The organism is Cohaesibacter haloalkalitolerans (assembly GCF_003574655.1).
Classification (GTDB): domain Bacteria; phylum Pseudomonadota; class Alphaproteobacteria; order Rhizobiales; family Cohaesibacteraceae; genus Cohaesibacter; species Cohaesibacter haloalkalitolerans.
This window is the reverse complement of sequence record NZ_QNUM01000003.1, coordinates 121,308-144,964: the sequence shown is the minus strand read 5'-3', so window position 1 is coordinate 144,964 and position 23,657 is coordinate 121,308. Positions and strand designations below refer to the sequence as shown.

General features: G+C 56.7%; 18 protein-coding genes and 1 tRNA gene. 9 read left to right on the top strand and 10 right to left on the bottom strand.

What is annotated here, in order from left to right; genetic code table 11:
* Nucleotides 1-115: 115 nt before the first annotated feature.
* The 4 genes from DSL70_RS08205 to DSL70_RS22730 all read right to left on the bottom strand — a co-directional run bounded on the left by DSL70_RS08205 (nucleotide 116) and on the right by DSL70_RS22730 (nucleotide 4,723).
* Nucleotides 116-1,201: a DNA polymerase III subunit delta' gene (locus DSL70_RS08205; RefSeq protein WP_119307442.1), complete on the bottom strand. Its 1,086-nt coding sequence runs from the start codon at nucleotides 1,199-1,201 to the stop codon at nucleotides 116-118.
* A gap of 2 nt (nucleotides 1,202-1,203) precedes the next feature.
* Nucleotides 1,204-1,908 carry a dTMP kinase gene (gene tmk, locus DSL70_RS08200; RefSeq protein ID WP_119307441.1) on the bottom strand — a complete coding sequence of 235 codons (705 nt, stop codon included), beginning with the start codon at nucleotides 1,906-1,908 and terminating at the stop codon, nucleotides 1,204-1,206.
* A 112-nt stretch (nucleotides 1,909-2,020) separates the two neighbouring features.
* Nucleotides 2,021-3,178 carry a D-alanyl-D-alanine carboxypeptidase family protein gene (locus tag DSL70_RS08195; protein WP_119307867.1) on the bottom strand — a complete coding sequence of 386 codons (1,158 nt, stop codon included), beginning with the start codon at nucleotides 3,176-3,178 and terminating at the stop codon, nucleotides 2,021-2,023.
* Nucleotides 3,179-3,397: 219 nt separating this feature from the next.
* On the bottom strand, nucleotides 3,398-4,723 hold the full coding sequence (locus tag DSL70_RS22730) for a septal ring lytic transglycosylase RlpA family protein (protein ID WP_280955344.1): 1,326 nt from the start codon (nucleotides 4,721-4,723) through the stop codon (nucleotides 3,398-3,400).
* A gap of 391 nt (nucleotides 4,724-5,114) precedes the next feature.
* Between DSL70_RS22730 and DSL70_RS08185 the strand changes: the two genes are divergently transcribed.
* The 7 genes from DSL70_RS08185 (at nucleotide 5,115) to DSL70_RS08155 (ending at nucleotide 12,171) form a co-directional block, all read left to right on the top strand.
* Nucleotides 5,115-5,202 (top strand) — tRNA-Ser (locus DSL70_RS08185).
* 173 nt (nucleotides 5,203-5,375) lie between these two features.
* A complete protein-coding gene (locus tag DSL70_RS08180; protein WP_119307439.1) occupies nucleotides 5,376-6,143 on the top strand; it encodes a LuxR family transcriptional regulator in 768 nt (255 codons plus the stop codon).
* Between the two features lie 87 nt (nucleotides 6,144-6,230).
* Complete coding sequence (locus DSL70_RS08175; protein ID WP_119307438.1) at nucleotides 6,231-7,136, top strand: proline iminopeptidase-family hydrolase; 906 nt, start codon at nucleotides 6,231-6,233, stop codon at nucleotides 7,134-7,136.
* Between the two features lie 6 nt (nucleotides 7,137-7,142).
* On the top strand, nucleotides 7,143-8,081 hold the full coding sequence (locus DSL70_RS08170) for an ABC transporter permease (protein ID WP_119307866.1): 939 nt from the start codon (nucleotides 7,143-7,145) through the stop codon (nucleotides 8,079-8,081).
* A 47-nt stretch (nucleotides 8,082-8,128) separates the two neighbouring features.
* Complete coding sequence (locus tag DSL70_RS08165; protein ID WP_245418162.1) at nucleotides 8,129-8,932, top strand: ABC transporter permease; 804 nt, start codon at nucleotides 8,129-8,131, stop codon at nucleotides 8,930-8,932.
* Nucleotides 8,929-10,605 carry a dipeptide ABC transporter ATP-binding protein gene (locus DSL70_RS08160; protein WP_119307436.1) on the top strand — a complete coding sequence of 559 codons (1,677 nt, stop codon included), beginning with the start codon at nucleotides 8,929-8,931 and terminating at the stop codon, nucleotides 10,603-10,605. The genes DSL70_RS08165 and DSL70_RS08160 overlap by 4 nt, the downstream gene beginning before the upstream one ends.
* An 84-nt stretch (nucleotides 10,606-10,689) precedes the next feature.
* On the top strand, nucleotides 10,690-12,171 hold the full coding sequence (locus tag DSL70_RS08155; protein WP_425359354.1) for an ABC transporter substrate-binding protein: 1,482 nt from the start codon (nucleotides 10,690-10,692) through the stop codon (nucleotides 12,169-12,171).
* A gap of 153 nt (nucleotides 12,172-12,324) precedes the next feature.
* Here DSL70_RS08155 and DSL70_RS08150 read toward each other — a convergent pair whose 3' ends face one another.
* Together DSL70_RS08150 and DSL70_RS08145 are read right to left on the bottom strand one after the other, a co-directional pair.
* Complete coding sequence (locus tag DSL70_RS08150) at nucleotides 12,325-13,878, bottom strand: D-aminopeptidase (RefSeq protein WP_119307434.1); 1,554 nt, start codon at nucleotides 13,876-13,878, stop codon at nucleotides 12,325-12,327.
* Between the two features lie 135 nt (nucleotides 13,879-14,013).
* Nucleotides 14,014-15,357 (bottom strand): ferredoxin reductase family protein, encoded by a 1,344-nt coding sequence (locus DSL70_RS08145; RefSeq protein WP_119307433.1) that lies wholly within the window; start codon nucleotides 15,355-15,357, stop codon nucleotides 14,014-14,016.
* Nucleotides 15,358-15,714: 357 nt separating this feature from the next.
* Here DSL70_RS08145 and asnB point away from each other — a divergent pair, with 357 nt between their 5' ends.
* The gene (gene asnB / locus DSL70_RS08140; protein ID WP_119307432.1) at nucleotides 15,715-17,574 is read left to right on the top strand and encodes an asparagine synthase (glutamine-hydrolyzing); all 1,860 of its coding nucleotides are present in this window, start codon (nucleotides 15,715-15,717) and stop codon (nucleotides 17,572-17,574) included.
* A 61-nt stretch (nucleotides 17,575-17,635) separates the two neighbouring features.
* Here the strand turns inward: asnB and DSL70_RS08135 are convergent, their stop codons facing one another.
* The 4 genes from DSL70_RS08135 to DSL70_RS08120 form a co-directional block, all read right to left on the bottom strand.
* Nucleotides 17,636-19,000, bottom strand: coding sequence for an aspartate aminotransferase family protein (locus DSL70_RS08135; RefSeq protein ID WP_119307431.1), 1,365 nt, complete (start codon nucleotides 18,998-19,000; stop codon nucleotides 17,636-17,638).
* Between the two features lie 103 nt (nucleotides 19,001-19,103).
* Complete coding sequence (locus DSL70_RS08130) at nucleotides 19,104-19,877, bottom strand: LamB/YcsF family protein (protein WP_119307430.1); 774 nt, start codon at nucleotides 19,875-19,877, stop codon at nucleotides 19,104-19,106.
* Between the two features lie 345 nt (nucleotides 19,878-20,222).
* Nucleotides 20,223-21,539: a hydantoinase/carbamoylase family amidase gene (locus tag DSL70_RS08125; protein WP_119307429.1), complete on the bottom strand. Its 1,317-nt coding sequence runs from the start codon at nucleotides 21,537-21,539 to the stop codon at nucleotides 20,223-20,225.
* The gene (locus DSL70_RS08120) at nucleotides 21,536-22,195 is read right to left on the bottom strand and encodes a GntR family transcriptional regulator (RefSeq protein WP_119307428.1); all 660 of its coding nucleotides are present in this window, start codon (nucleotides 22,193-22,195) and stop codon (nucleotides 21,536-21,538) included. The genes DSL70_RS08125 and DSL70_RS08120 overlap by 4 nt, the downstream gene beginning before the upstream one ends.
* On the opposite strand from DSL70_RS08120, the gene DSL70_RS08115 reads away from it, so the two are divergent.
* Nucleotides 22,194-23,597: a M24 family metallopeptidase gene (locus DSL70_RS08115; RefSeq protein ID WP_119307427.1), complete on the top strand. Its 1,404-nt coding sequence runs from the start codon at nucleotides 22,194-22,196 to the stop codon at nucleotides 23,595-23,597. The two genes, DSL70_RS08120 and DSL70_RS08115, sit on opposite strands and share 2 nt — an antisense overlap.
* Nucleotides 23,598-23,657: the final 60 nt, after the last annotated feature.

Below are 23,657 nucleotides of genomic sequence, written 5' to 3'. Positions count from 1 at the left end.
GAACGGCTGTGCAGAGCATGGAATTCTTTCAGAAAGGTTTGTGGGCGAAGGGGCGCTGATCGTCAAGGTTTTTTGTGCAATGACGGTGGACAGAGGCCGCTTTCGAGCCAATATTCTATTCGCCTCGGGCCGCCTTGGCCACCATGCGCATGACTTCGATCACAGTCTGCTTCTTGTCCAGATTGAACACGCGGGTTTCCTGTATCTTGTCGCGTGCATCGTCCCAAACCCGTGCCAGCGGAAACAGGTCTTCGCCCCTGATGCCATCCCTGCGGCTGTTGGTATGCAACTGGCGGCTGAGGAAGCGGTGAACGAGATCGGCAAAGCCGTCAAAGCGTTGGTCCTTGCCGCGCAATGCAACCGTTTCGGCAAAGGCATTGAGGCTTTCGTAATCCGGCGTATAGGGCGGCGTCAGCAGGCGGTCGAAGGCATGAATGAGGACCAACCCCTCGTCAGACTGGAGCTCGGCTGCCTTGCGCAGGGATCCGTCGCAGCTCTGGACGAGCTGTGGGATGGTGTCGCCTTCGGCGATACCGAGGCCGGCAATCGCCTTGTCGAGCACAGGGCTTTCGAGCGGCGAGAAATTGAGGCGCCGACAGCGGGAACGGATGGTGGGCAGCAACCGCCCCGGTGCGTGGGAGACGAGAAAGAAGATTGTCCGTGCCGGTGGCTCTTCAAGAATTTTCAGAAGCGCATTCGCCGCGTTGTTGTTGAGATCGTCTGCCGGATCGACAATGCAAACGCGCCATGTGCGTTCGCCCGCCGTTGACCCGAAGAAGCGCACCGTCTTGCGCACTTCATCGACGGTGATTTCGGTCTTGAAGCGCTTGAGCTTGTCGTCATAGGGCCGGTCGATGACCAGCAGGTTGGGATGCGCCAGATTGCTGACCAGATGCACTGCGTGGCTATCGTCCGGGCTGTCAAGGCTGGTTGGTGCAGCGCTGGCCCCAAGCAGGCCTCCTCCGGAGAGCTGGGCGGCACCCTCGTTGAAGATGAAACGTGCCGCACGATAGGCAAAGGTCGCCTTGCCGATGCCCTTGGGGCCAGTCAGAAGCCACGCGTGATGCAGCTTTCCCGATTGCCAGGAGGCAAGGAAGCGCTGTTCGTCGGCAGTGTGGCCAAAGAAGAGCCGCTGCCTGTGTGGCGGTTCAAGGCCCTCGAGTGCGTCATAGACGGGGCTGTCCTGATCCGTATCAGCCATCACTATCCCTTTGTGTTCGCGTCCGTATTGTTTGCCACTTGCGACGGCGAAGCCCCCTGCTCCGGGTCGATCAGCTCGCGTTCGACAATCTGCCAGATATCGTAGGCAATGTCCTCAATGCTCTGCGAAGCGTCAATCACCTTGCAGCGGTCAGGATCGTTATGGGCCAGATGCAGAAAGGCGTTGCGCCGGTTTTCATGCACGGCCAGAGCTTCGCGTTCGAAGCGGTCGGCCATTTCCCCCTCGGCGCGGCGCTTGTTGGCCCGGGCCATGCCAATTTCTGCCCGCAGGTCGAGAATGAATGTCAGATCCGGGCGCACACCATCAATCGCCAGACGCTCGAGGATATTGACTAGATCCTCCGAGACATCCGTGTTTTCGCCCTGATAGATGCGGGTAGAATCCATGAAGCGGTCGCACAGCACCCATTGGCCGCTTTTCAGCGCCGGGCGGATTTTCGTGTCGACGTGATCGGCTCTTGCCGCAGCGAAAAGCACAGCCTCGCCACTTGGCGGGATGCCCATTCTCTCGACAGTGCCTGAGAGCAGCAGCTCGCGAACGGCTTCGGCCTTGGGGGAACCGCCGGGTTCGCGCGTCTGGATGCAATTTATGCCCCGTTGCTGCAGGCGCCTTGCCAACAGGCTGATCTGGGTCGATTTGCCGACGCCTTCGCCGCCTTCAAAGGTAATGAATTTTCCTTGTGACATGCCGCAGCCTGCTCCCGATAAGCTGTCGTCCCGCCTTGCAGACAAGACTAGGGACGGAGGGAATCGCTTCCCTCACGCTGGTTTCGAGTTCTGCTTGTAGCAGGAAGTTGGCCTAGAACCAACCAAGCAGGAGTTCTTTCAACGCCCCGATGGCCCGTTGGGATGTGGTGCCACGACCGATGGATTCACCGGTGATCAGTGGAGCCTCATAGATCAGCTTGTCATCATTCCAGACCTTGAGTGTGGCTACCTCGACGCCCTCTTCAAGCGGCGCACGCAGAGGGCCGTCATAGACGACGCGAGCCTTCAGGTTGCCTTCCTGGGAGCGTGGCATGAACAGACTGACCGGGCGCTTGCTGACGAGCATGACCTCAGCCTTGTCGCCGCCAAAGACATTCGCATAGGCGATCTTTTCATCCGGATCAAAAATGCGCCGGGAGGTGAAGGCCCGAAAGCCCCAGTTCATGATCTTGCGGGCTTCTTCACGGCGCTCCTTCTGTGATTTCATGCCCGTCAGAACCGCAATGAGCCGCTCATCGCCGCGCTTTGCCGAGGCGACAAGGCAATAGCCGGCAGCTTCCGTATGGCCGGTCTTCAGTCCGTCAGCGCCTTCGGTGAATCCGAGAATCGGGTTGCGGTTCTGCTGGGTGATGTTGTTCCACGTATACTCGGGAATGGCGAAATAGTGATAGTATTCCGGATATTCCTCGATGATATGGCGCGCCAGCACGGCAAGATCCCGTGCCGTGACCTTCTGGCCATCAGCTGGAAGGCCGGTGGAGTTGACGAAATGGGAACTGGTGAGGCCAATTTCCTCGGCGCGCTTGTTCATCAGCTGGGCGAATGTCTCTTCGTTGCCAGCCATGCCTTCGGCAACCGCGATACAGGCGTCGTTGCCAGATTGGACAATGATGCCGTGCAACAGTGCATCCAGAGGCACCATCGAGCCGAGCTTGGCGAACATCGTGGAGCCGCCGGAGTTCGCGCCCCCTTCCCGCCATGCGTGTTCGGAGATGTAGAATTCCTCATCAAGCTTGAGCTGGCCGGTCTTGAGAGCATGAAACACCACTTCAAGGGTCATCAGCTTGGCAAGGGAAGCCGGAGGAACTGGTTCATCTTCCTCTTTGGAAAACAGCACCGATCCCGAATTGAAGTCGATCAGATAGGCGTGTTTGGCGGCTGTTTCATAGACTTGCGCCATGGCGCCAGAGATCGGCGATAAAGAGACAATCGTCAGAAAAAGCAAAAGGCAGAAAAATTTCTTAAACATGCCGTTGAGCATCCTTCCCCCCCAACGTTAGGTTTGGTGCCCGCTGCCATATCCGGCGCGGACAGACATCTTTAGAAAAAACACAGCTTCAGGCAATTCACCTTTGCGTGTGCCATTTCCGTTGGGAGGGATAGTATCTTAACTGAGGAAAAAGAAAAAGGAGAGCATGGCGCTCTCCTTGAAAAAACTTGATATTTCGGATTTGTACGCTGTTGAACCCTAGCTGAGACCCAACTGGCTTCTCATATCCGCGATGTCGGACCATGTCACACCGGGCTTGAGCTTGTTGATCGCCAGAGAAACGGTCCCGTCATCCTCGTTGCGGATGTCGACGGCTGCCAGCATGGCAAATTCCTGAGCGAGTCGCATGCCATAGGACGGTTCGAAGCGACCGATCTGATCGAGAGCCTTCGGTGCAGGACCAACAGCTGCCTCGGTGCTGTCTGTTTCGTTGAAGTCACGTGCTTTGCGGGCGAGAGCCTCGGCAAGGCCCGCCTGCTTGTTCTGCCCGAGAATGCGATCGATTGCGGCATATCCAGCCTCAACCCGCATGGAGCTGGAAGGGGCATAGTTTAGCTGGATCGGGGCCATGCTGGCCAGCTCGATCGGGGTGCCCAGAGTGCCCATGCCTTCCGGCGGGAAATAGCCGTCTCCGACAAGGTCGACAGGTGCCCAGCCTGCGCTTGGGGATGACGAAGCAAGGTCAATCGTGCTCGGCACAAAGGCAGTGGCATCGGGAGCAGTCAACTGCGGCAATTGCCCCAGAATCAAATCGTTGGTTTCCGGCTGCGGTTTGGATCTTGGAACCGAGGCCGATGCGATCATGACGGGAGAGGATTCGAAGCTGCCGCCGCCTGTCGGGAGATTGAGCTTGTCGTTGCCGATCGGCTGTCCCCTGTCGCGATAGGAATTCTCAAGAAATGCCGTGTCATGGCCATCCATGCGCGCCCGACCCACATACTGGACACGGACGTTGGTGATGCCGTCATTGATGAAACCGAGTTTCTGGGCAACGCGATGGGAAAGGTCGATAATGCGGCCGTGGGCATAGGGGCCACGGTCATTGACGCGAACCAGTGTCGACTTGCCATTATTGAGGTTTGTCACGCGGACGTAGGACGGCAAGGGTAGTGTTGGATGAGCGCCAGTGAGCGAATTCATGTCGAAGATTTCGCCGTTCGCCGTCAGGCGCCCGTGGAAATCATCGCCATACCAGGAGGCCTTGCCAACCTTGTTGTAGGATGGCTGTTCCTTTGGAACATAGGTGCGCCCGGCAACCTTGTAGGGTTTGCCGACCTTGTAGACACCGCCACCTTTTACAAACTCGCCAGACTTCGTGGCCACACGGGCACTGGCCGACACGCCATATTTGGGATCGACCCTGCTTTTCTTCGACGAACTGGAGCATCCTGACAAGACAAGGCCCGTCACACTCAACAGCGCGATCAGCATTCCTACCCGAGTATTCTTTGCGATTGAAACCACCACGTCATACCCCGTTGGTTGCTTTGCAGAAAGCAGGATTGATTTGTTCTTATCTAGCATGCCGACAAACTCATTACTCTTCAGCCGACGTCCTCTCAATCGGTAAAATCCCATAGCATCAAGGTTAACAGCTACAACTGAACCGACCTTATGGCATAGTAACCTGCAAAAGTTCAATATTTCCGAAACAGGCAGACTTTACCAGAAAAATTGACGCTTTACAGGTTTCTTGGTGAAGGAAGTGTAAAGCTATGGTGGCAAAATTGTGGTGCCTGTTAATGGATGCCTGAATTTCAACGGTTTTTTTCCCGCTCGTAGTGGCTAGTTCGGTCGGGAATGAGGCTTTTTAAGGGAATGGTGCGGTGTTTTCAACAGCATCGGCTGATGAAATGCAAGAAGACTTGCAATTGTCAGAAAATAGCGTCAAAAGGGCCTCCAACCACATGACGCCGGAGGGGTGGCAGAGTGGTCGATTGCGGCGGTCTTGAAAACCGTTGGGCTTCACGGTCCCGGGGGTTCGAATCCCTCCCCCTCCGCCATTTCCTCCTGAAAGATTGTCTTGATACCGCTCCGCCGGTTTTGGCTTACGTGCCGGATATTCTGCGGAATGGATGTCTAATGTCTGCCTTTGGCCTCGCCCCTGTTTTGCATGTTAAACGAGATTGGCGTGGCACTTGCATAAGATAAAGACTGGTACGCAAGAAAGGAGGCAATGGTGAGTAATATGCAACATGATTTCGTAAGTGCACTCTCTTCGGGAATTGCACTCGACGATGCGATGGAGATCGCGCAAACCGTTCTGCGTCCCCTGGGGTTTGATGCATCGAGCTACGATTTCTCCCCCGTCCCCCTCACCCATGACGGTGAATTCATCGTCCCCACTGTCTACGCCATGCAGAACACCCCCAGTGACATGACGGACCTGTGGTGTGGCCAGCATTATTATGCCCATGATCCGGTCATGGATGCGTCGCGCGAAACGTCCTGCCCGTTCATCTGGACCTATCGCGGCCAGCAAAGTGATATCATGAGCCGGATTCTGGATCAGCGCCATCGGCCGGTGGTCGATTATCTGTGTGACACCGGCATGGAAAGCGGCATCACGGTGCCCATTCGCGGCGCAGGTGGTGCTTTGGCGACCTTTACAGCGATCAGCACGTCCAGAATCGACATTGATGACCTGAACAATGCTGTTTCGTCAGTTGGTTATCTGGCTCATATCTTTCATGAAGCGGTCGTCAAGGGCTTTCCTCCACAAGCTTTTCGCACGCCGCATGTCAGGCTCACTGCTCGCGAGCGGCAGTGTCTGCAGCTGTGTGCAAAGGGGTTGATTGCCAAGGAAATTGCTCATGAGCTCGGGCGCTCGGTTGCTACGGTTACCCTGCATCTCACCTCGGCGACCAAAAAGCTCGGCGCGCGCAACCGCTTTCACGCGCTGGTGCTCGCTGCGCACTATCAATTGCTCGAAACAACCAACTGAAATTTGCAGAACCTATAAGATTCATTAGCTATTGGTGAATGGTCGAATGTGCCTAGGATTGGATCTCAGCAAGACAATGAGGTTTAGATGGCAGATTTTGAGATTCAGGAAGGCTATTCGCCTTATCAGACATATAAAACTTGGTATCGGATCTGCGGATCCCTCGACTCGCCCAAGCTTCCCCTGGTGGTGGCGCACGGCGGTCCAGGGTGCACTCACGACTATATCGACAGTTTTATGGACCTGGCCAAAACGGGCCGCCCTGTCATCCACTATGACCAGATCGGCAACGGCAAGTCGACGCACCTGCGCGAAAAAGGGGCTGATTTTTGGACAGTTGACTTTTTTTTAGGCGAATTGGACGCGCTGCTCAGCCATCTGGGCATTCAGGACCGCTATGCCTATCTGGGGCAAAGCTGGGGCGGCATGCTCGGGTCTGAACATGCAGTCAGGCAGCCGGCTGGCCTCAAGGCGCTGGTTCTGGCCAACTCGCCGTGCAACATGCAAATCTGGTTGAAAGGGGCTGCCGAGCTGCGGGCCCAATTGCCGCAGGATGTGCAGGACACTCTGGATCTGCATGAAAAGGCTGGCACAATCGACCATCCCGACTATAAAGCAGCGACCGAGGTCTTCTATGATCGTCATGTCTGTCGCACCAAGCCACGCCCGGTGGAGGTGCAGCGGACCTTCGATGCGATGGATGAAGACCCCACTGTCTATCACACCATGAATGGTCCAACCGAATTTCACGTCATCGGCACCATGAAGGACTGGTCGATCATTGATCGCCTGCACAAGGTCAAAGCGCCAACGCTGGCGTTTCGCGGCGCCCATGACGAAGCAACCACCGAGTGCTTGCAGCCTTTTTGGGACAATATCCCCGATGTGGTTGCGCATGTCTTCCCCAACTCAAGCCACATGCCCCATGTAGAGGAAAAAGAGGATTGTATGGCCGTCGTAGAAGCCTTCCTGTCGAAGTATGATAGCGAGTAAAGCATGCTGGGTCGTTATCGCTTTGTCCTGTTCCGTCCGTTCCAGTTGCTGCCTGTGATGTTTGGCATCTCGGTTGTCACCTTCATTCTCGTGCGCCTTATCCCCGGGGATCCTGCACGGGTGTTGCTGGGTGCGCGTTCGACCCCGACTGCCCTTGCCAAGATACGGGCGCAATATGGGCTCGATGAGCCGATGATCACCCAGTATTTCTATTTCCTGAAAAATCTGGTTCACGGTGAAATGGGGCGTTCGACCCTTTACAAGATCGACGTATTGAAGCTGATCGCTACGCGCATTGAACCAACGCTGATGCTGGTTTTCTTTGCAGTGCTGCTGTCGCTGGTGATCGCCGTTCCGCTGGCGGCTCTTTCGGCGCGCAAGCAGGGCCAATGGCCGGATCATTTTGCCCGTATCGCCGTGACTGCCGGGCTTGGCTTTCCGCAGTTCTGGCTTGGCGTCATGCTGATCATCCTGTTTGCGGTCAGTCTCAATTGGTTGCCGGTGTCCGGCTATGGCAAGTCCTTCGAGGACAAGGCTCTTCACCTTGTTCTGCCCTGTCTGACCATTGCGCTTTCGCTGTCTTCGGTCATCACCCGCAGCTTGCGGGCGGCGATGATTTCCGGTCTCAATTCGGATATCGCGACGGCTGCCCGGGCGCGTGGGGTATCGGAAAACACGGTGTTCTGGCGGCATGTGGTGCCCAATGCGCTGGTGCCCACCATCAACCTGCTTGCCGTCAATATCGGCTGGCTGATCGGTGGCACGGTGGTGGTGGAGAGCGTGTTCGCTCTGCCCGGTATGGGGCAACTGCTGGTTCGCGGCATCTTCTCGCGAGATTACATGGTGGTTCAGGGCGTTGCCATGGTGTTTGCCGTTGCAACCCTGTTGATCAACTTCCTTGCCGACATCCTGACCGTAGCCCTTGATCCGAGAGTGAAATTCTGATGGCGCAAACAAGACCCTTCTTCCCTCAGCTCAAATGGCGCGCCCTGATGAGCAGTAACACGACCCTGACGCTCGGGTTCTGCATTCTGGCTTTCTTCATCGCGGCGGCCCTTCTGGCGCCGCTGGTGGCTCCGTTCGATCCGATTCTGCAGGACGCCAGTGCGCGACTGCAGGCCCCTACTCTGCTGCATCCGTTTGGCACGGACAACTTCGGCCGAGACGTTCTTTCCCGCGTAATCTGGGGCGTGCGGATCGACTTGCAGATAGCCTTGCTGGGCGTGCTGTTCCCGATGATCATCGGGACGATTCTGGGAACGGTGGCCGGTTTTCTGGGCGGTATCGTCGATACCATCCTGATGCGCATCATCGATATTGTGCTGGCCTTTCCTTTTCTCGTTCTGATGCTGTCCATCATCACCATTCTCGGCCCCGGTCTGGCGAGTTTCTATATCGCCATGGCGCTGGTTGGCTGGGTCAGCTATGCCCGACTGGTGCGGGCGCAGATTCTCGTGCTGAAAACGATGGATTTCGCCGTTGCTGCCCAGAGTCTGGGCTACTCTCGGCTACGCATCATGTTTCGTCACCTGCTGCCGAACGCTCTCACCGGCTCCATCGTCTTTGCTATGTCCGATGTCATTCTGGTGCTGTTGAATGGTGCTGCCATCAGCTATCTGGGGCTTGGGGTTCAGCCGCCTGCTGCCGAATGGGGCATCATGGTTGCCGAAGGACAGGGCTTCATCACGCAGGCTTGGTGGATCACCTTCTTCCCCGGCTTTGCCATTGTCTGCCTCGCTTTGGGCTTCTCGTTGCTGGGCGATGCCCTTGGTGACATGTGGGAGGCTGAAGTATGACCATTCTCTCCGTAAAAGGCCTCTCGGTCAGCTATCAGGACAAGGTGGAAACCCGTTCTTTGCTGGAAGATGCCACTTTCGATCTTGGCCAGTCGGAAATTCTTGGCCTTGTGGGCGAAAGCGGGTCTGGCAAGAGCCTGTTGTGTCGGGCGATCATCGGTTTGCTGCCCTCAACGAAACTGTCGGTTACCAGCGGCGACGTTGTGCTCGAGGGCCGGTCCATTCTCGGCCTTGAGGAAAAGGCGATGATGGATGTGCGCGGTCGGCGCATCGGGATGATTTTCCAGAACCCGACCAGCCATCTGGATCCGGTCATGCGTATCGGCGACCAGATCTGCGAAGGCTTGTTCCGTCACGGCTCCTATTCCAAACAGGATGCCAGAGTGCAGGCTATCGAGTTGTTGACACAGGTCGGCTTTCCCGATCCCGCCCGGGCTTTCCGCAGCTATGCACACGAATTTTCCGGCGGCATGCGCCAGCGCGCGATGATTGCCATCGCCCTTTCCTGCGAGCCGGAAATTCTCATTGCCGACGAGCCGACCACGGCGCTTGATGTGACCGTGCAGGCGCAAATTCTGGAGCTTTTGCTGGAGTTGCGCAAGAAACGCGGGCTTTCCATCATTCTCATCACGCATGACCTGGGCGTCGTGGCGCAAACCTGCGACCGGATTGCCGTGATGCGAGAAGGCCGGATCGTCGAAATTGAAGAAAAGCGCAAGCTGCTGTCTGCTCCGCAGCACAGCTATACCAAGACGCTGATCGCTTCTCACCCCTCATTCGATGACCATCTGGCAAGCCGTGCGCTTGACGATGATATCGTGGTGGAAGAACCGCACATAAAGCCGATCTTCGAGGTGGATGATCTGGTGGTCGAGTTCAACGCAGGCAAAAGCTGGTTTCGCTCCAAAGCTGCCTTCCGGGCGTTGGCGGGGGTTAGTTGCCAGATCTTCCCCGGCGATACGATCGGTATCGTAGGGGAAAGCGGTTCGGGCAAGAGCACACTGGCGCGGGCCATGATCGGCCTCACCCCCATCACCTCGGGTGATATTGCCTATGATGGTGCCGTGCTGACCTTGAAACGCGATCAGGCCCTCAGGAAACTGCGCCGGGAAGTGGCGATGGTGTTTCAGGATCCGTTCAATGCGCTGAACCCACGCATGACGGTGGAAGCGATGTTGCGCGAGGTTCTGGAAACGCAGGGCGAGATCGCAAGGAACGCCATTGACAGCCGGATTGACGAATTGCTGGAGTTGGTGGGCCTTGATGTATCCTTCCGCCCACGCAAGCCAAAGAGCCTCTCCGGTGGCCAGTGTCAGCGTGTCGGCATTGCCCGTGCCCTCGCCGTCAATCCCAAGGTGATCATCGCCGATGAGTGCGTTGCCGCGCTTGATGTGACCATTCAGGCTCAGATCATCTCGCTGTTCAAGGAACTGCGGGAGAAAATGGCGCTGACCATCATCTTCATTGCCCACGACCTCGCCATCGTCCGCGAGCTTTGTGAAAGCGTGATTGTCATGCATCACGGTCGCATTGTCGAGGCTGGCAGAACCGAAGACGTCTTCGATAATCCCGAGCAGGACTACACCGCAAATCTGCTGGCCGCGATCCCCAATATTGATCCCGACAAGCCGATTGGCACCAGAACGGTCGCCCGCGCAATTCAGGGCAATTGAGAAAACACACAACAAACGCAATCACATAACAGAAGGAACACCAAAACAATGTTCAGAAAATTTTCCCGTGTGGGACTTCTTGCAATGACCCTTGTCATGGGCGCGATGACTGTGGCCGATGCTGCAGGCGTGCTCTCCATCGGTCGCCGTGAGGACTCCAGCACCTTCGACCCGATCAACACCGCCCAGAACATCGACTTCTGGGTTTTCATGAACGTGTATGACGTGCTGGTCCGCGTCGACAAAACCGGTGCCGAGCTGGTGCCCGGTCTTGCCGAAAGCTGGGACATCTCCACGGACGGCCTGACCTACACCTTCCATCTTCGTGATGCGAAATTCTCCGATGGCTCTGCCATCACGTCCGAAGACGCCAAATTCTCTCTTGAGCGCGTTCGTGACGATGAACTTTCCCTGTGGTCTGACAGCTACAAGATCATCTCCGACATGCAGACCCCGGATCCCAAGACGCTTGTCATCACCCTGTCCGAACAGTCGGCTCCGTTCCTTTCCACCCTCGCCATGCCTGCCACCTCTGTCATTTCCAAGGCCGGTTTTGAAGCAAAGGGTCAGGAAGACTATTCCCAGAACCCGGTTGCTTCCGGCGCTTTCGTCGTGAAGGAATGGCTGCGCGGTGACCGCGTCATCCTTGCCAAGAACCCCGAGTTCTGGCAAGCAGACAAGGTTAGCCTTGATGGCGTCGAATGGATCTCCATGCCGGATGACAACACCCGCATGCTGAGCGTTCAGTCCGGCGAGCTTGATGCCGCCATCTATGTGCCGTTCTCCCGCGTGGAAGAGCTGAAGGCCGACGACAAGCTTACCGTTCACATCGAGCCCTCCACCCGTGAAGATCATCTTCTGATGAACCACGAGCATGAGCCACTCAACAATGTTCATGTCCGTGCTGCCATCGACTACGCCATCGACAAGCAGTCTATCGTTGATGCCGTGACCTTCGGTCAGGGCAAGGTTGCCAACAGCTTCATTCCGGCTGGGGCTCTCTATCACAGCGATGAAAACGGGGCTCGTGACTTCGACCTCGAAAAAGCCAAGGCCGAGCTTGCAGAAGCTGGCGTCGACGGCATTTCGCTTGATTATCTGGTAAATGCCGGCAACGAAGTTGACGAACAGGTTGCCGTTTTGATCCAGCAGCAGCTGGCCGCTATCGGCATCACCATCAATCTGGTGAAAATGGACCCGAGTCAGACCTGGGACATGCTGGTTGCTGGCGATTATGACCTGTCCATGATGTACTGGACCAACGACATTCTCGACCCCGATCAGAAGACCACCTTCGTTGTGGGCCATGACGTCAACATGAACTACATGACCCGGTACAACAACGAAAAGGTCAAGCAGCTGGTTGCCGAAGCCCGTCTTGAGCTGGATTCGGCCAAACGCAAGGCCATGTATTTCGAAATCCAGAAATTGGCCAAGGCTGATGCACACTGGATTGATCTGTTCTATAGCCCGTTCATCAATGTCACCCAGAAGGGCATCAAGAATTTCGACCAGAACCCTCTCGGTCGCTTCTTCCTGGAAGACACTGTCAAGACGGCTGAATAGCCTCTGATACAAGGCACCGCCCAGCAAGCCGGGCGGTGCCCTCTTTTGCCTCTGCCTCTGGGCATTGCACTGCGCAAGGTCGCAGCAGATACAGAAAACCCGCAGGGATCAGGTGATCGCTGCGGGTTTTGTCTGTTTGAGGGCTTGGGCTTTCTACAGGCGGCGGTAGTCGAGTTTGCGTGCCAGCCAGCAACCAAGCGTGATGCCTTCGATGGTGCCATCGTCGCCACGGGTTGCCGTGATGGTCCAATCCCCTGGTGCAGGCGCATCCATCGAGCGGCGGGTGACGAATACCCATGTGTCGAGCCCGACCGGATGGACACGTTCCATGATGCCGGTTCCAAGAACGCCCTGACAGTAGGCATAGAGGCCGCCATCCTCGGCAACCACGGTGAAGGTCGCGTCGAGCTCGTCCGAATAGTAACGACCTGCGAACTCTGCGTCCGGCGTTACTGGCGATTTTGGCAGCGGCACCAGTTTGGAGACCAGATTTTCACCCTTCCTCGTCATGGTCATTGTGTCTTGGGTCTTGCTGAGGGTGACGCTTGCAGTTTTCAAGGTGCCGTCTTCGGCTGCAAAGACAATGTCGCCGCCGGTCGAGTAATGCAGATGGGCATCTGTCTTGCCACTTTCGATGGCGGTCAGCAGGTTGGCCTCGGGGCAGAGCCATTGGCCATCCCAACCTTCAGGCATGGGCATCGGCTTTGGTGCTTTATAGCCGAGGGCGGCATTGAACAGGGCCTCGGCTGCGCCATAGGCACTGCCTTCATGGTTGAGGATGACGACCACCGACATGCGCTCGGATGCGCAATGCATGCGGAAGGCGCGGAAGCCGCGCAGGGCTCCTGCGTGACCGGTCACCTTGCGACCGGCCAGCTCCATGTGGGCCAGCCCGTAGCCATAGCCGGCAGGTGTCCCGTCCTTGAAGGTCGGTGGCGTTGAAATGCGATTGTAGAGGCTATCCGGGTCGTCTCGGGTCTGATCAATCCAGCATTCATAGGCGAGCATGTCTTCAAGGGATGCTGAAATGCCGGCATCCCCGAACCAGTAGATGCCATTGTCTGCTGGCATGAAGCCGACCTGTTCGTTGCCTTCGTAGCCGATGACGCCATCGGCGGTTACGCGGCTGTCGGAGAGCAGCGCGGCGGTCTTCATGTTTGCCGGTCCCCAGACGGTTTCCGCAAGCAGCCCCTGAAGCGAGCGGCCGGTTTCCCGTTCGATCAGCTCTCCGACGATGCGGAAGTTGGCGTTGCAATAGGAATAGCTGGTGCCGGGTTCGAAATGGCAGCTCTTCATCCTCTCGAACATCGCATAGGCATCATTGCGGGCGAAGGTCTGTTCTGCCTTGGCCCCTTCGAGGATGGTCAGAGCCCAATAGTCGCGCAGGCCCGACTGGTTGTGGCAAAGCTGTTCGATGGTCGGCAGCTGGCCTTCGAAATTGGGCAGCAGCTCCGGCAGGCGGGCATTGAGTGGTGCAAAGTCATCGAAGGTGTGCAACAGGACCGCGCAGGTGAACTGCTTGGAGATGGAACAGATCGGCAGGCGCGTGCCTTTTGTCATCTTGCGGTGGGAGGCAAGGTCCGAATAGCCCCAGGCGCGGGAGGCGATGATCTTTCCGTCTTTGACGACGCCAGCAACCCCGCCGGGGCCACGGTACATGTTGGGTAATGCATCTAGAATCTGGTCTAGTCGGAGAGTATCAATCATCTGCAAATCCGCTCGGTTGGGAAAATCCTGATGATCAACCTAACAACGATTCCGGGCCAGTTTGTAGATGCTATTTGTTATAGGTTTCAGTTCTCTGAGTGGCAGGGGCGCCGGAAGGGCGCCCCTTTTCAAGGGTCAGCGCATCTCAAAGAGTTCCTGATGGAAGTTGCTGGCGCTGAGCCCTTCCGCTACGAGACCCTTGCGCAGTTGTTCGGCGAACTGGCTTGGTCCGCAGAACCAGAAGCTGGCGTCCTTCCAGTCCGGCACCATGGCGATGAGTTTGGCCACATTGAGTCGGCCATCTCGCTCACTGATGATGATATGAAGATTGACACCGGCGGCGTCCGCATCGGCCTGCATGCGGGCGAGACCTTCTTCGGATACCTCTCGTGTAGTATGAAACAGGTCAACCACCTTGTCTGACGGCGTGCCTGCCAGATCGCGCATCTTGGCAACGAATGGCGTGATTCCGATGCCCGCCCCGATCCAGACCTGCCGTTGTTTCTTGCATTCAAAATTGAAGCGGCCATAAGGGCCATTAATCTTGACCGGGGTGCCGGGTGCAAATCTTTCCCTGATTTTGGCAGTATAGTCGCCGAGTTCCTTGGCGATAATGCCGATACGACCGGATTCTGGCGACCAATGGGTGGAAAGTGTGAACGGGTGCGGTCCTTCCTTGCGATCTGTTTCGACAAAGACGAACTGTCCTGGCTTGTGACCGCGCCATGCCTCCTGCATGTCGAGATCGATTTCAAGCACCTTGAGTTCCGGAAAGTAGTGGGTCGAGGCGACAACGGCCCTCGAAGATGGGAAGCCCTTGAAGTGGATGACGACCAGATAGATGCTCGCAAGGCTTCCGATAACGCTCAGGGCTACTGTGGACCAGCCAAATGGCGTCGACCAGTATTCAGGACGCATCAGGATGACACTGTGATACGCGAAAATGACAAAGGCGATGCCCATCACGAAGTGGACCTTCCTGAATATCCGGTAAGGTATGCGCTTGATGAGTGCCAATGCCAACAAGGCGAACAGCAGAAAGAGGATTGGCTGGGCTATGCCGCGGGCCGGGCCATAAAGGCTCGGAAACAGCGTTTGTGTTGCGAGTTGTACCGGGTCAAAGCTATGGACAGCGGCAACGGTATTGCCTGCTGCGTCGACTGTTGCCTCGGGGTGATGCCCCTCTCCGGTCTTGACCAGCCAGTGGGCAAGTAGCATCGGCAGCGCGCCGATCGCCAGCCACTTGTGCAGGCGGTAGATCTTGTCGAGGCCGCCAAAGACGGGTTCGAGCCAGCGAAGCCGTAGGGCAAGGACGATTGCTATCGCCATCATTCCCAGCGACAGGAAGCCGGTCAATTGGGTGAAGGCCTGAGCAAGGCTCTTTTGATCGGTGAAATCGACGGCACTCAATGAGCTGATTCCGAAGATGAGCAACAAGAGCATGACGATTGTAGTCAGGGACAGGATGACGCGGCGCATTCGGGTATTCCTATTCAATTAACGGTGGTCTGCTGATTGGCAGACACGAATTCTGAAGCAGTGTACCCGATTAATCATCTCCACCTTACACCAACCTGAAGGTCTGCTGCTTTATGTCCTACATTTCTGTCGCTGCTCGGTATCGAATTGTAACGAACTGTGTCCAAATCTTCCGCCATTCCAGCACTGCAAACACTCTGGCCTCTGTGATATGACATTTGTTGCTCCTGTCGGGGGGAAATGACGGGCTTTGTCTGTTTCTCCGGTTTGCGGAATACCCTGTTATATTTCAGTGGTTTTCCCGACAGAAACACGTTAGTTTCGAACGTGCTTCGAGATGTTTTTTAGAGAATTGGCATGTGTGGATTTTTTCAGGTATTTAGCAAGAATGCGCCGATAGATGAGGCCCGTTTCAGGCAGGCGCTCGACACGATGAAGCATCGTGGACCCGACAACACCGGCGTTGTCTTCAAGGAAATCAACAATGTTCACTGTGCCTTCGGGCATCAGAGACTGTCGATTCTGGATGTGCAGGAAACCTCTAACCAGCCCTACCAGTCGGAAGACAGCATCCTGCTGTTCAACGGCGAGATCTACAATTTCCGCGACATTGCCGAGGAGTTGAGAGCGGAAGGTGTGAACATTCACCCGCGCGGAGATACCGAGGTTCTGAGCCGCTATTTGCAGCTGCACGGCCTTGCCCGTGTGCCGCGCATGAACGGAATGTGGTCCTTCTCGTCGCTTACCATCAGCACGATGACGGTTTCGGCGTCACGAGACCGCTATGGCAAGAAGCCGCTGTTCTTCTATATGGATGACAACATCCTGTGCCTGTCGTCTACCGCCCGGTCGATCATGGACTATTTGGGCAGAGACTTTGCGTTTGACGCAGGCATCATGAGCGATTTTCTGGTTTTCGGTGACATGTTCCCGCAAAACGGGCTCAACACGCATCTGGTCGGCATCAAGCAGGTGCCTCCGGGGCACAACGCCCGCTTTGATCTCAACCGCTGGGATTTTGCCTGTGAAGCGTATTTCGACACTTATGCCATTCAGGCTGATGCGCCCGACATCCATTCTCAGGAGTCGCTTGCGGATCTTCTTCGGGATAGCCTGACAAAGCGTCTGATCTCCGATCGTCCGGTCGGCCTGTTGCTGTCTGGCGGCATCGATAGTTCGCTGGTTTTCTCCTGTCTCTATTCGCTCGGCCTCCATGAACAATGCAAGATCTTCATCGGCGATACCGGCCGATCGGATGATCACATTTATGCCAAGCGGTCCGCCGATCAGTTGGGCGTCGACGCGGAAGTCATAAAGCTCGATTACAACACCAATGCCTTTGAGCGCTTCCTTGATATCTGCGGCCATATGGAAAAACCCATTCCGCTCAACGGGAGCTCGATGGCAATGCCCGTCATGTATGAAGCGATTGCCGAGCGTGGCGTTCCGGTGGTGCTTGACGGCACGGGCGGCGACGAAATTTTCGGTGGCTACTGGAGCCGACAGTACCCGCAAGCCGTGCGGCAAGCGGTCAAGGGCGGCGATTGGTCGTGGGTCCGTCAACAGCTCGCCAGCAGCCGCAAGAAGGAGACACTTTCCCATTTGGCCAGCGCATTCATGCCTGATGCCATGGTCGAAAAATTCGCGCTGGAAAAGACCCGCCTCAGAACCCGCCTCAATCCAATCATGAAGATGGATATGGCTGCCATTCGCCAGTGCCAGCAGATCGACCCGATCACCCCCTCCCTCGGCTTTGACGAGGCGTTGATCGCCGATGTCTCGCCGGGAGGTCGGCTTGGGGAATGGCTCTGGCACAATGACCGGAATTCGATGCGCGCCAGCATCGAGGCTCGAAGCCCGATCCTCGACTACCGCCTGTTCCCCTATATCCGGTCTGGCTATCAGAACAAGTTTGTCGGTGACTGGAACAAACATGAACTGAGGCGCCTGTTTGATGCGTTTCATTCGCTTCCCACCCAGTGGCGCAAGCAGAAACAGGGATTCCGGTGGGACGGGCGCGAGTTTGTCAAAACCAATGCAGTGCAGATCATCGAACTGATCAGGGAAAACCGTACCTACCGCTCACAGATCGATGTCGAGCGTTTCTGCGCTGCTGCATCGCGCAGCCCAGGGTTGCTGAAAACGTCGTTGGCCAAGCGGTTGCTCGTGGTTTCGGCACTGGAAGCCAGATTGCCGATCAGCAAGACCGCGGCCTGATCCCTTGACAGGGACAGGAGATGGAGGGAAGCCCGAGGGCTTCCCCTTTTTGTCTTCCGGGCTATTTTTCGCCTGCTTCTCTGGCTGCCAGCACCTTGTCGAGGGCGACCCTGACAATTGCGAACATCTCTTCGATCTGTTCGGCTGTGATGATCATTGGCGGGCAGAAGCAGATGGCTTCAGCAATGTTGCGGATGATCACGCCTTCTTCCTGCAACTGGGTTGCCACAGCCAAAGCGGCAGCGCCTGCGGGCTGATCGTCCCACGGCTTGAGTTCCAGAGCACCCAACAGCCCGACGCCACGGGAGGATTGGGCCAGCGGATGCTCGGCGAGTTTGGCAAGCCCTGCAAGGAAGGTTGATTCCAGTCGGGCAACGTTGCCGACCAGATCGCGTTCAAGAATGATCTTCAGGTTTTCCAGCCCGACAGCCGTGGCGACCGGATGGCCGGAAGCCGTGAAACCATGAGCGAAGACACCGATCCTTTCGGATTCGTCTGCGATCGGCTGGTAGAAGGCATCATTCATCAGGATGGCAGAAAGCGGCATGTAGGACGAAGAAATCTGCTTGGAGGTGACCATTACATCCGGGGTGATGTTGTAGGTTTCGCAGGCAAACATCTTGCCGGTGCGACCGAAACCGCAGATCACCTCGTCGGCCACCAGCAGGATGTCGTATTTCTTCAGAATGGTCTGAACGCCTTCCCAATAGCCTTTCGGTGGCACCAGAACGCCCCCTGCCCCGATGACCGGCTCTCCCCAGAAGGCGGCGATGGTTTCCGGGCCCTGCTCCAAAATGAGATCTTCCAGATCCTTGAGCATGCGGGCTGTGAAGGCTTCTTCGGTTTCTCCCGCTTCTGCAAAGTGGGTGTAGGACGGACAGGAGGTGTGGACCATGCGGTCTAGTGGCAAGTCAAAGCTCTTGTGGTTGGCAGGCAATCCGGTAATCGACGCCGAGGCAATGGTCACGCCGTGATAGCCCTTGATGCGGCCGATGATCTTTTTCTTTTCCGGCTTGCCAAGGGAGTTGGAGCGATACCAGACCATCTTGACGACCAGATCGTTGGCTTCCGAACCGGACGAGGTGAAATGCACCTTCGACATCGGAACGGGCGCGAGCTTGATCAACAGTTCCGCCAGATCGACCGACGGGCCGTTTACCTTGTAGTTGAAGGAATGATAATAGGGCAGCTTTTCCATCTGCGCCTTGGCAACTTCTGCGAGCCGCTTTTCGCCAAAGCCAAGGGCGACCGACCACAAACCGGCCAGTCCCTCGATATAGCGCTTGCCGGTGTTGTCATAGACATAGATGCCGTCGCCGCGCTCGATGACCAGCCCGCCGGTCTTTTCGTATTTGCGCAGGTTGACGACTGGATGCATGTGATAGGCAATGTCTCTTGCCTCAATGGAATTGGCTGAATCCGTCATGATGAAATGCTCCTGAATGTATGCTGAAAAGTATGAATGAAACTGTCCTGCCGGGGGTGCCGACAGTCAATGGCCGATTTCAACAGCCTGTCTTAATGACTGATCATGCAGGAAAGGCAAAGGGGCGAACTTCAATCCCCTCGTCAAGGAAGGCCGTGCGCAGTTGACCAGCCGTGGCCACGGCGCCGGGGGTGTCGCCATGGACGCAAATGGAGGCGGCCTCTACCGGCAGTCTTGTTCCCGCAGTGGTGGGGATAAAACCATCGCGCACCATGGTAAGGGCCTGTTCCACGGATTGGGCGTGATCCTTGATGACGGCTCCGGGTTCCTTGCGCGGGGTCAACATGCCCTCTGCCGTATAGGTGCGGTCGGCATAGACCTCGCAAACCACGGCCATCCCGGCCTTCTCGGCCGCTTTCATGATCTCGGAATATGGCAGGGCAACGATCACCAGATCAGGATTGACGGCTTTGGTTGCCCGAATGCAGATGGCCGCCAACTCAGGATCTTCGGCTGCCATGTTGCCGAGCGCGCCATGGGTCTTCATGTGGGTGATTGGCCAGCCGAGGGCACGGGCCATGCCGTCGATGGCGGCAATCTGGTAGACGATCTGCGCTTCCAGATCTTCAGGGCTGTCACCAAGAATGCGGCGGCGACCAAAGCCATAGAGATCCATGAAGGACGGATGGGCTCCGATGGAGACCTTGCGCTCTTTTGCTGCCAGAATCGTTTCGCGCATCACCACAGGGTCGCCAGCATGAAATCCGCAGGCGATGTTGGCGGTGGTGACAATATCAAGCATGGCCGCCTCGTCGCCAATGCGGTAAGCGCCAAAGCCCTCTCCCATATCACAGTTCAAATCGACGGATTTGCCCATCTTGAGTTCCCTTCTTGTGTTCTGGTGATGCGTGCCATGCCGTTGTCCCATCCATGTGTGACGGATCTTTGACGCATGAATGTGACCGGCAGGTTCTTGCTATTCTTTGCAGTATTATGGATACATTTGGTATACCGGATTGACAAGGCAAGCCGACGGCCCACGGTCGGCTTTTCCAACGCCTTGCCAATCCGAGTTATCTTATCGCGATGCTGTGCTGCGCATAGGCATTGGCTCGGTGTCTGGGCGCATCGGCTTGCTGTCCCATCTGCGCACTGGGGTCGGTGGCCATGAAGGCATGTCTTGCAGAATGGTGACTGCCTGACGTTCAGGCAGCCTTTTTGATCAAAGCGCGGAGATGGGGTCGGAAAGGCAAAAGGCCGACAGTAGTTCGGCCGCTTTTGTGAAGTCGCTCATTTCCATATGTTCTTCGGGATTGTGACTGCCATTGTCATTGCGGATGAAGATCATTCCCGTGGGCACCCCTTCCCCGGCAAACACGGCGGCGTCATGGCCAGCCCCGCAGGGCATGGTCAGGGTTTCAAGCCCATGATCTTCCGCGCATTTTTCGAGCCCCTTGACGATCCCGGGCGCCATGATCGCCGGTGTGCTGGTTGAAACCGTGCCCATCTGGAACCGGACATTCTGTTCCGTTTCGATCTTGGCAACGGTTTCGTGCAGAATGGTCTGCATGCGGTTCAGCGTTTCCTGTTCCTCGCTGCGTACATCGAGGGAAAAGGCCACCTCTCCGGCGATCTTGCTGAAGGCGGCTTCGTCCGGGTCGGTATAGAACTGGCTGAAGGTGACGACCAGATCGTGTCCTTCTTCGGCCAGTTTCATCCATGCTTCATCCATGCGCACGACCAGTGTGGAAACGGCGCGGACGGCGTCGGCTCGATAGGTGCGCGGTGTGGCGCCGGAGTGACCATATTCGCCAAGGCAGCGGGCGGCGCGGAACCGGAAAGAACCGCGGATGCCTGTCACGATGCCAACTGGGATTTCCCTTTCCACCAGCACTGGCCCCTGCTCGATGTGGGGCTCTATGAACATGCCGACAGTCTCAGGGGACAGATAGCCCTCACCGGCAGCGATCGCCGCAGCATCGCCGCCATTGGCTTCGATTGCGGAATGAAGAGAGACCTTGTCGGATGAGCGCTTGAGAGCCATCAGCTCCTTGCTGTCCATGAGGCCGAAGGCCATGCGGCTGCCAATATAGGATGCGCCAAACCAGACACTTTCCTCGGCGCGGATGGCCATGACGGTGATGTCGCGTTCAGGCGTGATACCCGCCTTGACGAAACCGGACAGGACAGCCAGACCCATCAGGACACCGGCTGCGCCATCGAAGTTGCCGCCACGGGGCACCGAATCCAGATGAGAGCCGATGACCAGACCGGGGCCGCTCTTGCGGCCCCTGAGGGTCATGTAGAGATTGCAGCCTGCGTCGATTGTCGTCTCTAGCCCGAGTTTACGGGCTTCGCGCCGAACCATGTCATGGGCAATCTGTTCGCCGAGCCCGAAGGACGGGCGGGTAAAACCGAAAGCATTGCTGGTCCGGTGTTCCAGTTCGTCAAAAAGCCTGCGCGCAAGGGCGATGTCGGCGGGTGGCTGGTTGTGTCCATCCTGATCGAGAGCGACAGCGCTCTCCGCGTTTGGGGTCATTGCGGCGTAAGTCTCCGTATAATGCTGGCGCGAACATGGTCCAGATGCTCTCGCATCGCCGCAGCCGCCTCGTCGCCCCGGCCTTGTTCCAGCAGGTCGATGAGGGTCAGATGTTCCCGACAGGTGGATGTCAGGCGCTCAGGCATGCTGCGCAGGTCAAAAATCTGGGTTTGACGTCTGAGTGAATGAATGATCTGGGCGAGATGGGCATTGCCTGCCATGTTGGCGATTGCACCATGCAGCCCATCATCGACGGCGCGGACCGTCTCACGATCCGGTCGGGCCTCCCCCTTGTCGGCATCTTTGATCAGCCCTTCAAGGCGCTCACGCAGATCGGCAAGGGTTTCGGCGGGAATGCGCCCGGCGGCGAGCCTTGCGGCTTCCGGTTCGAGCATCAGGCGAATCTGGAGCACTTCCATATAGTCCTCGATGCGCATCTGCTTGACCTGTAGTCCGCGACTGCCATGACGCTTCAGAAGGCCTTCGCTCTCCAACATCAGCAGGGCATCCCTGATGGGGGTGCGGGACATGTCCAGCGTCTCCGCAAGTCGACGCTCGGTGAGCATTTCGCCCGGCTCCGCCTTGCCTGTCAGGATCAGCTCCAGAATCTGTTCATAAGCCTGTTGGGCCAGTCGCTTACTGGTCTCGATCAGCATGCTTTTCTCGCTCTTCTCGTTCCACAGTCGTCTCCAGCTGCCGCCTTTCGGCAGGGATGAGCCTGTACCACTCTTCTTATACTCATCCAGTTGCCACAATTCAAACAGCACAAAATGCGTAATGCATTTTCTTGGCAGACAATGTGAATTCCAGTGGTTGACCTTTGGTATACCATACTTTAAGCTCAATGCAACGCAACGATCGAAAAAGGATGAACCACTCGTGGAAAGCCTTGCTCAACCAAGCCTCCCTTTTACAAGAGAGGAGCATGCTTCACGCTACAGGCGGCTGTGTCAGAAAGTCAGAGAAGCCGGCTGTGAAGCCATGCTGGTATTTTCTCAAGAGAGCATGTACTGGCTTACGGGCTTTGATACTGGCGGATTTGTCTTCTTTCAGTGCCTTGTTGTCCCTGCAGATGGCCGTGAGCCGATTCTTCTGACCAGACGCCCCGATCTGGTGCAGGCCAGACAGACCAGCACGATCACAGATATCCGCATCTGGTGGGATTCGGAGGAAGCCGATCCTGCACAGGATCTCAAGGGCATCCTTGCCGAGCTTGGCCTTGAGGGCAAGAAAATTGCCATTGAGCTGAATACACATGGTCTCACTGGCTGGAACCTCTGGCGTGTGCAGAACGCGCTCAACGGCTGGTGTACTCTGGTCAATGACGACCACATGATTCGCCGCCTCCGTGTAATCAAGTCCCCCGCAGAAATCGCCTACTCCCGCAAGGCCGCTGAAATCCTCGACAATTCGCTTCTGGCGGTCATCGACGCAGCCAGACCGGGTGTTCTCGATAGCGACCTGAAAGCCGCCTATCTCACCTCGATCCTCGGCCAGGGTGCCGACATGCCGCCCAATGCCCCGATTTTCAATTCGGGCAACCGTGCCGTCTATGGCCGTGGCGTGTCTGATCCGCGTCGGATCGAAAAGCAGGATCAGGTGTTGGCGGAATATCCGGTTGCCTATCGTCATTACAACGTCAAGACCGAATGGACGATCCTGTTCGGTACCGTCTCCGACGCGCATCGCAAGATGTATGACGTGGGCATGGAGACCTTGCACCGGATGACGGAAATCGCCCGTCCAGGCACCACTCTTGGCGAGATTTTCGATCTCTATGCCGCAGGTCTGGATGCTGGTGGCTATCGTCGGGCCCGCTATGGCGCGACGGGCTATTCGGTCGGCTGCAATTTTGCTCCAACCAGCATGGATGTGCCGCCGATGATCTATTCGGGCAATCCGACCCAATGCCAGCCCGGCATGACCCTTTTCTACCATGTCATGAACGGTGACAGTGACACCGGACTTGCCATGGGTGTTGGCCACACCCTGTTGATCACAGATGGGGCCCCTGAAGTCCTGACCGCTTTGCCAGATGATCTGACCGTGATCACCTGACGGGCCGAACTTCCAATAAGACAAAAGCAAAACAGCATAACAAAAACATAAATCACCAAC

Coding starts and splice junctions, on each gene's coding strand:
- DSL70_RS08205 (WP_119307442.1), bottom strand. CDS start 1,201: ATGGCTGATACGGATCAGGACAGCCCCGTCTATGACGCACTCGAGGGC.
- tmk (WP_119307441.1), bottom strand. CDS start 1,908: ATGTCACAAGGAAAATTCATTACCTTTGAAGGCGGCGAAGGCGTCGGC.
- DSL70_RS08195 (WP_119307867.1), bottom strand. CDS start 3,178: ATGTTTAAGAAATTTTTCTGCCTTTTGCTTTTTCTGACGATTGTCTCT.
- DSL70_RS22730 (WP_280955344.1), bottom strand. CDS start 4,723: ATGCTAGATAAGAACAAATCAATCCTGCTTTCTGCAAAGCAACCAACG.
- DSL70_RS08180 (WP_119307439.1), top strand. CDS start 5,376: ATGGTGAGTAATATGCAACATGATTTCGTAAGTGCACTCTCTTCGGGA.
- DSL70_RS08175 (WP_119307438.1), top strand. CDS start 6,231: ATGGCAGATTTTGAGATTCAGGAAGGCTATTCGCCTTATCAGACATAT.
- DSL70_RS08165 (WP_245418162.1), top strand. CDS start 8,129: ATGAGCAGTAACACGACCCTGACGCTCGGGTTCTGCATTCTGGCTTTC.
- DSL70_RS08160 (WP_119307436.1), top strand. CDS start 8,929: ATGACCATTCTCTCCGTAAAAGGCCTCTCGGTCAGCTATCAGGACAAG.
- DSL70_RS08155 (WP_425359354.1), top strand. CDS start 10,690: ATGACCCTTGTCATGGGCGCGATGACTGTGGCCGATGCTGCAGGCGTG.
- DSL70_RS08150 (WP_119307434.1), bottom strand. CDS start 13,878: ATGATTGATACTCTCCGACTAGACCAGATTCTAGATGCATTACCCAAC.
- DSL70_RS08145 (WP_119307433.1), bottom strand. CDS start 15,357: ATGCGCCGCGTCATCCTGTCCCTGACTACAATCGTCATGCTCTTGTTG.
- asnB (WP_119307432.1), top strand. CDS start 15,715: ATGTGTGGATTTTTTCAGGTATTTAGCAAGAATGCGCCGATAGATGAG.
- DSL70_RS08135 (WP_119307431.1), bottom strand. CDS start 19,000: ATGACGGATTCAGCCAATTCCATTGAGGCAAGAGACATTGCCTATCAC.
- DSL70_RS08130 (WP_119307430.1), bottom strand. CDS start 19,877: ATGGGCAAATCCGTCGATTTGAACTGTGATATGGGAGAGGGCTTTGGC.
- DSL70_RS08125 (WP_119307429.1), bottom strand. CDS start 21,539: ATGACCCCAAACGCGGAGAGCGCTGTCGCTCTCGATCAGGATGGACAC.
- DSL70_RS08115 (WP_119307427.1), top strand. CDS start 22,194: ATGCTTTTCTCGCTCTTCTCGTTCCACAGTCGTCTCCAGCTGCCGCCT.
- DSL70_RS08120 (WP_119307428.1), bottom strand. CDS start 22,195: ATGCTGATCGAGACCAGTAAGCGACTGGCCCAACAGGCTTATGAACAG.